Origin of the sequence: Mediterraneibacter catenae (assembly GCF_008691045.1) — a bacterium.
GTDB lineage: Bacteria > Bacillota > Clostridia > Lachnospirales > Lachnospiraceae > Mediterraneibacter > Mediterraneibacter ornithocaccae.
In genome coordinates, this window is record NZ_VMSO01000007.1 from 139,669 (window position 1) to 145,668 (window position 6,000).

The 6,000-nt window shown below is 47.0% G+C and carries 6 protein-coding genes and 1 other RNA gene; all 7 read right to left on the reverse strand.

The genetic code is table 11. The features are described from left to right. Positions 1-359: 359 nt before the first annotated feature. The gene (locus FNY66_RS07490) at positions 360-1,391 is read right to left on the reverse strand and encodes a 3-deoxy-7-phosphoheptulonate synthase (RefSeq protein WP_150310740.1); all 1,032 of its coding nucleotides are present in this window, start codon (positions 1,389-1,391) and stop codon (positions 360-362) included. Positions 1,392-1,521: 130 nt separating this feature from the next. Then, positions 1,522-1,872, reverse strand: an RNA gene (gene rnpB / locus FNY66_RS07495) — RNase P RNA component class A. A 24-nt stretch (positions 1,873-1,896) separates the two neighbouring features. Beyond that, the gene (gene rnhA, locus FNY66_RS07500; RefSeq protein ID WP_150310741.1) at positions 1,897-2,370 is read right to left on the reverse strand and encodes a ribonuclease HI; all 474 of its coding nucleotides are present in this window, start codon (positions 2,368-2,370) and stop codon (positions 1,897-1,899) included. 14 nt (positions 2,371-2,384) lie between these two features. Continuing rightward, positions 2,385-3,074, reverse strand: a complete 690-nt coding sequence (locus FNY66_RS07505; RefSeq protein WP_150310742.1) for an MBL fold metallo-hydrolase — start codon at positions 3,072-3,074, stop codon at positions 2,385-2,387. Then, a complete protein-coding gene (locus FNY66_RS07510; RefSeq protein WP_330581301.1) occupies positions 3,071-3,538 on the reverse strand; it encodes a MogA/MoaB family molybdenum cofactor biosynthesis protein in 468 nt (155 codons plus the stop codon). The genes FNY66_RS07505 and FNY66_RS07510 overlap by 4 nt, the downstream gene beginning before the upstream one ends. A 57-nt stretch (positions 3,539-3,595) precedes the next feature. Then, a complete protein-coding gene (locus FNY66_RS07515) occupies positions 3,596-4,894 on the reverse strand; it encodes an amidohydrolase family protein (protein WP_150310743.1) in 1,299 nt (432 codons plus the stop codon). A gap of 88 nt (positions 4,895-4,982) precedes the next feature. Next, complete coding sequence (locus FNY66_RS07520; protein ID WP_150310744.1) at positions 4,983-5,804, reverse strand: purine-nucleoside phosphorylase; 822 nt, start codon at positions 5,802-5,804, stop codon at positions 4,983-4,985. Positions 5,805-6,000: the final 196 nt, after the last annotated feature.

Sequence of the window (6,000 nt, forward strand, 5' to 3'; positions counted from 1 at the left end):
CTCCGCTCCATAATCTGAGAAAAATTAAAGAGTCTGGAAACTGACTAAATGCAAAGCCGCAAAATGGACAACTCGCCTTCGGCTCAGACAATCCATTTTGCGGCTTAACATCAGTTCCCGGACTCTTAACTTTTTCTGACAGATTATTTCGAAGTCGCCTGCCTCACATGCCGTTCACCTCTTTTCCGTCTTTCTATGCCTCACTTCCGTCCGTTTTCTACTTTATCTCTATCAGCAGACATTCCGACAAACCCGAAAGCTACTATTATGTACCGTTACGTCGGGTAGTGTAAAAACGTGTGCGATAACAATACATACCTCCCGGCGGATGTTTTTTCAATCTGACAATTCCGAATTTATCAACACTCTTCTGCAATCTTGTAGATGAGTCTCTCTGTATCTTCCCATCCAAGGCACGGATCTGTGATTGATTTTCCGTACACTCTGTTCTCATCGATCTTCTGGCACCCTTCTTCAAGATAGCTCTCGATCATAACTCCCTTGACCAGTTTTTTTAATTCAGGATTATAATTCCTGCTGTGAAGCACTTCACTCACAATACGGATCTGCTCTCGGAACTGTTTATTTGAATTGGAATGGTTGGCATCCACGATGGCAGCCGGATTTTTGAGATCTCTCTGCTGATAAGACTCAAGAAGGCGGACCAGATCCTCATAATGATAGTTCGGGATGCAGGTACCGTATTTATCTACACCTCCTCTTAAGATCACATGGGCCAGATCATTGCCGTTTGTTGTCACGTCCATTCCCCGATAGATAAATGTATGTGAACTCTGTGCTGCGACAACAGAATTGAGCATCACAGCAAAATCACCGCTGGTAGGATTTTTCATTCCCACAGGAATATCCATGCCGCTTGCTGTCAGGCGGTGCTGCTGGTTCTCTACCGAGCGGGCTCCTATTGCCTCATAGGAGAGAATGTCATCGAGATAACTTCGGTTCTCCGGATAGAGCATCTCATCCGCCGCTGTAAGGCCGCTCTCTTCGATCGCACGGGTATGCATCTTCCGGATAGCAATGATACCTGCCAGAAGATCAGGAGCCTGATCCGGCTCCGGCTGGTGGAGCATCCCTTTATATCCCTCGCCTGTTGTCCGGGGCTTGTTCGTATAGATCCTCGGGATGATCATAAGCCTGTCGGAAACTTTTTCATTCACTTCTGCCAGACGGTTCACATATTCGCAGACAGAATCTTCGTTGTCCGCCGAACACGGCCCCACGATCACGACAAACTTGTCTGATCTTCCCGTAAAAATATCTCTGATTTCCCGGTCTCTTCTTTCTTTTATCTTCACAATATTTTCTGAGAGCGGATATTCCGCCTTCAAGTCTGCCGGCAGGGGCAGTTGTGCATTTATCTTCATTCCCATAGATGCATCCTCTCCTGTTTATAATAAATTCAGCCGCAGGACAATCAGCCAAAACTCCTTCTTCCGGCTGTTCCTGCGGCTCTGTACCTGAACCTGCTTCAATTAATAACAGGTAACGATTGTCATATTAGTGTCAAGCAAGACGATAAGCCGGGTTATGTCGTTGGACGATCATCTGTCTAGGCGCAGCGTCGCCGCTGTGCTCGAGCGACCTACCTGAAACGTGACGGGCAGCCACATAGTTTCTATCCGGTCTTGCTTCGGATGGGGTTTACATATGCCCCTGCCGTTACCGGCAGGGCGGTAGTCTCTTACACTGCCTTTCCACCCTTACCGGGGAAATCCCCGGCGGTTTATTTCTGTTGCACTGGCCTTGGAGTCACCTCCACCGGACGTTATCCGGCATCCTGCCCTGTGAAGCCCGGACTTTCCTCGTCTGCAGCCTTTCGGCATGTGCAGCCGCGATCGCCTGTCTTACTTGACACAGTTACTGATTATACTATTTTCAGACGCCTTCGTCAACAATGAGCTTATCTCCGTCCGCCGCTGTCGTAGCCAGCTCATCACACCGCTCATTCTGAGGATGACCGTCATGTCCTTTCACCCAGTGAAATGTCACGCTGTGCTTTTCTTTTGCCGCCAGCAGCCGTTTCCAGAGATCCACATTTTTGACCGGCTCATTCTTTCCTCTCTTCCATCCCTTTTTCAGCCATCCGTCCACCCAGTGCTTGTTGAATGCATTCACCACATACTGGGAATCAGAATATACTTCTACTGTACATGGACGGTTCAGCGCCTCAAGTCCTGCGATCACTGCCATCAGTTCCATCCGGTTATTAGTAGTGCGCACATAGCCCTGGGAGATTTCTTTTACATGGAGTTCTCCCTTTGTGTCCACATATTCCAGTACACTGCCGTACCCTCCCGGACCGTCCGGGTTACCCCTTGCTGCTCCGTCTGTATATATTTTTACAAGCATACTTCCTTCCTCTCTTATATTTCCAGCAGAAATGTCTGTCCTTCCCGCTCGATCTTCACGATCCTGTCTACATACTCTTCTGTACATTTTTCCAGCATCAGCCGGTCAAAGACTTTATAATTCTCCCAGAAATGCATCGGAAATACATACTTCGTATCCGTCCGTTTCATAAAACAGTCAAGCCCCCAGCAATACTGCTCGCCCAGCCTGGGATCAACGGGAACAAAAGCCAGGTCGATCTTCTCCTGTTGAAGTTTATTGATCTCGGACTGATAGGTGCGGCGGATCATCTTGTTGAATGCCTCTGATTCCCCTTCCCAGTGCCACCAGTTCAGATCTCCCGCGTGGTAGATTGTTCTGCCTCCACAGTGAAGCAGATATGCCACTCCCTGATCATTTGACCGCAGCGTCCGTACGTTCATCCCGAATACATCCGTCTCCTCATTTGGTCCTATGAATAGGATATCCTCATCTGCAGGAGTGTCAATATCTGAGGACAAGATAAAACAGATATCTGAAAAATAATCCCGCAGCCGGAAAATTTCTTTTCCAAAATGGTCATAATGGGCATGGCTTACAAACACCGCCATTTTCTTATCGCAGTCCCACTTTGGAAACTCTCCTCTATAATAGTCAAAAAGGCAGTAAATACTTTCCATTTCCAGCAGAAATCCGCTGTGTCCCAAATATGTTACCTTCATCATAAACTGATATTCTCCACTACCTGCACAACTTCCGGCAGAATGTATTCCATATCTTCCTTTGCCGTTTTTGCACTCTCCGGCAAATTGATAACAAGTGTCTTATTACGGATTCCCGCTGCCATAGATTCCAGGATAGCTTTCTTAGAATATCTGAGATTATAAGCTCGCAGCGCTTCCGGTATCCCTGGCAGAAGTCTTTCCGCCGCATCAGTAACTGCTTCTGCTGCACAGTCTTCATCCTGATATCCTGTTGCTCCTGCAGTCAGGATCAGCTCTACTGATTCAGCATCAGCCAGCTGTTTGATCACCGATTCAACTACTTCTTTCTCCTGTGGAAGTATCCCTGCTGCCTTCACTTCAAATCCAGCCTGTTCCAGAAGGCGTTTCAGTGCGGTTGCCGCCGCGCTTTCCGCTTTTGCCTTATATGCACCTGTATCAATCGCAAATATTGCTGCTCTCATCATATGTACCCCTTTCCTGATAATTTCATATTATTTATCTCCCGTTTCTCTCACTCATCACTATTTCCCGAGAATGCGCTCTGCAATCCGGTTTGCATTTTGATAAATATCTTCTTTTGTTTCTCCGATCCGGAACTCTCCGTCCTGATAAAGGATTCTGCCTCCTATCATCGTCATTTTCACATTTTGTTTGCTTGCACTGTAAACGATATTTTTCTCAATATTGTGAAGCGGCTGCATGTTCGGCTGAGACAGATCTATCATGATCAGGTCAGCCCTCTTTCCAGGTGCGATCGCATCACAGTCAGTAAGCCCCATAGCATGTGCGCCGTTTGTAACAGCCATTTTCAGCACATCTCTGGCCGGAACGGCCTCCGGATCATCGCACATCACTTTCTGGAGTCCGGTTACGAGGAACATTTCCCGGAACATATCCAGACAGTTGTTGCTGGCCGGCCCGTCTGTTCCGATTGCCACTGGTATTCCAAGTTCAAGATAACGTTTCACCGGTGCAATACCACTGGCCAGTTTCAGGTTAGATGCAGGATTAGTGACAACATATATTCCATGGTTCTTTATAATATCGAAATCAGAATCATCCATATGCACTCCGTGGAACAGCACCCCTCCATGACGGAAAAGCCCCAGGGAATCCATATATGCCACAGGTGACATACCGGAGCGTTCCCGGCACTCCTCCACCTCTTTCTTCGTCTCGGAGCAGTGGACGCATACCGGCGCCTGATGTCTGTCCGCGGTTTCTGCAAGACTTTCCATCAGTTCACGGCTTGTTGTGTACTCTGCATGGAATCCCATCTGATAAGATATCAGACTGTCTTTGTCTTTGTTATATTTCAGATAATCATTCTCAACATCCTGTGCCGTCCCACCAAAATCATTGATATCTCCACACAGCACCATGCGGAAACCCGTTTCCTCCGAGGCTCTCGCAGTTTCATGCTTTAATTTGTACATATCAAATGAAGACGTAATTCCACTCGTCAGATATTCCATGATCGCAAGTTTAGTCAGCCAGTAGATATCTTCTTCCGTAAGTTCCGCTTCTGCCGGAAATACTTTGTCATACAGCCATTCCTGCAGTTTCATATCATCTGCGTATGACCTCAGGAAGGTCATCGGGGAATGTGTATGTGCATTCTTAAACCCCGGCATGATCAGATTACCGCAGGCATCAATTTCTTCGTCCCAGATTACGTCATGTTTCCTGCCTGTCCCATTATTATCATCGCAGGACATCACACTGGAAATCTTTCCGTCTTCTATCTGGATCTCTCCTCTGAAAATTTCTGCTCCATCTTCCATTGTGAGTATTCTTGCATTATATATCCTTGTTCTCATTCATAACTCCTATCTGTATGTTTTTTGCGGCCAAATATATTGATACCGGGGCAAAATCCCCTAATTATGTTGTCTGCAGATATATCCGCTACATCTTCTCGATGCTTTTTGTTACAAGCCGCTCAAATTCTGCTGCGCGCTGGTCTGCCACAGACTGTACGTCCAGATGGCTCAGCTCCTCATCCGAAAGTCCGCTTGCCATATTGGAAATGCAGGATATGCCGCAGACACGGATCCCCGCATGACGGGCGGCGATTGCCTCACAGGCAGTGCTCATTCCTACTGCATCGGCTCCGAGCACACCATACATACGTATCTCCGCCGGACTCTCAAAATTCGGTCCTGTCGTCTGAAGATAGACTCCGCTCTGTAATGGAATTTCTTCCTCATCGGCAGTCATCCGGATTATCTGCATCAACTCCTCGTCATAGATGTGCGTCATATCAGGGAAACGCTCTCCCAGTTCAGATACATTCTCTCCGATCAAAGGAGACGGTACAAAACTGGAAATCTGGTCAGTGATCATCATAAAATCACCCACGCGAAATGCCCGGTTAATGCCGCCCGCAGCGTTCGTCAAAAACAAGACTTCGATTCCCATGCGTTTCATCAGTCTTGTAGGCAGCACCACGTCTTTCATTGCGTATCCTTCATAAAAATGCACCCGTCCCTTCATGACAACAGCCGGCACATCTCCGATATATCCAAGCAGGAACTTTCCGTCGTGTCCCTGTACGGTCGACACCGGAAATCCCGGAATATCCCCGTAAGGAATCTCCATCTCCACTTTCATATTCTTTGCATATCCTCCCAGACCGGATCCAAGTATCAGTCCTACCCTGGGAACAAAATCAGTCAGTGATCGATAATATTCATAACACTTTTCAAGCTTCTCATATAGTCTGCTCATCGAACTCCTCCTTTACTGCCTTAATTTACATGCCCTAACCCGTATTATAAACTCCCGTACATCCCTGTTCAAGCTTAACTTGTCCAAAGAATAACGCATATAGTATTCATTATACCCTTTCAAACCAAACTTGTCGAGACAACTTCGGATTTATCGTACTGGCTGATAGTACAGACAACGTCCGAAATACAGCAAT

Bases quoted from the DNA above. Each gene is read 5' to 3' on its own strand.
- FNY66_RS07520 (WP_150310744.1), bottom strand. From the start codon at position 5,804: ATGAGCAGACTATATGAGAAGCTTGAAAAGTGTTATGAATATTATCGA.
- FNY66_RS07510 (WP_330581301.1), bottom strand. From the start codon at position 3,538: ATGATGAGAGCAGCAATATTTGCGATTGATACAGGTGCATATAAGGCA.
- FNY66_RS07490 (WP_150310740.1), bottom strand. From the start codon at position 1,391: ATGGGAATGAAGATAAATGCACAACTGCCCCTGCCGGCAGACTTGAAG.
- rnhA (WP_150310741.1), bottom strand. From the start codon at position 2,370: ATGCTTGTAAAAATATATACAGACGGAGCAGCAAGGGGTAACCCGGAC.
- FNY66_RS07505 (WP_150310742.1), bottom strand. From the start codon at position 3,074: ATGATGAAGGTAACATATTTGGGACACAGCGGATTTCTGCTGGAAATG.
- FNY66_RS07515 (WP_150310743.1), bottom strand. From the start codon at position 4,894: ATGAGAACAAGGATATATAATGCAAGAATACTCACAATGGAAGATGGA.